General features: G+C 64.4%; 1 pseudogene. It reads left to right on the forward strand.

The features are described from left to right. Positions 1-33 precede the first annotated feature (33 nt). Positions 34-495 (forward strand): annotated as a pseudogene (locus HWY05_RS38575) (transposase); the annotation flags it as partial.

Genomic DNA, 495 nt, shown 5'->3' on the forward strand with positions numbered 1-495 from the left:
GGCCGCGCAAATTCGGACAATCGGGTAAGTGGAATGCGCGGGGCCAGAGCCAGCGACAACGCGGGCAAAGGAACCGAAAAGAGAACGAAGGGAGCCCGCCGGACGCACTCAGCGGCGTTCAAGGCGAAAGTGGCGCTGGCGGCGGTCAGGTGCGAGCGCACGCTGGCCGAACTGGCACAGCGGTTCGATGCGCATCCGAACCGGATCACGGAAGGGAAGCGGCAACTGCAGCAGCGTGCAGCCGATGTGTTCGGTGCAGCAGGCAGGCCCACGAGCGAGCCGCCGGTAGACCTGAAGGCTCTGCACGCGAAGATAGGTCAGTTGACGCTGGGAAATGATTTTTTTGTCCGGAGCGCTTGGCAAGGCCCGAGGCGGATCAGTTGCTGATGCGGCGAATCGACGAACTGCACATGGCGTTTCCGTTCGCCGGGGCACGGACGCAGGCATCGCCTGATGCGCCGGGAGGGCCATGAAGTCGGTCGCGGACATGTGCGC

This window comes from Paraburkholderia sp. BCC1876, from assembly GCF_902833695.1.
Lineage (GTDB): Bacteria > Pseudomonadota > Gammaproteobacteria > Burkholderiales > Burkholderiaceae > Paraburkholderia.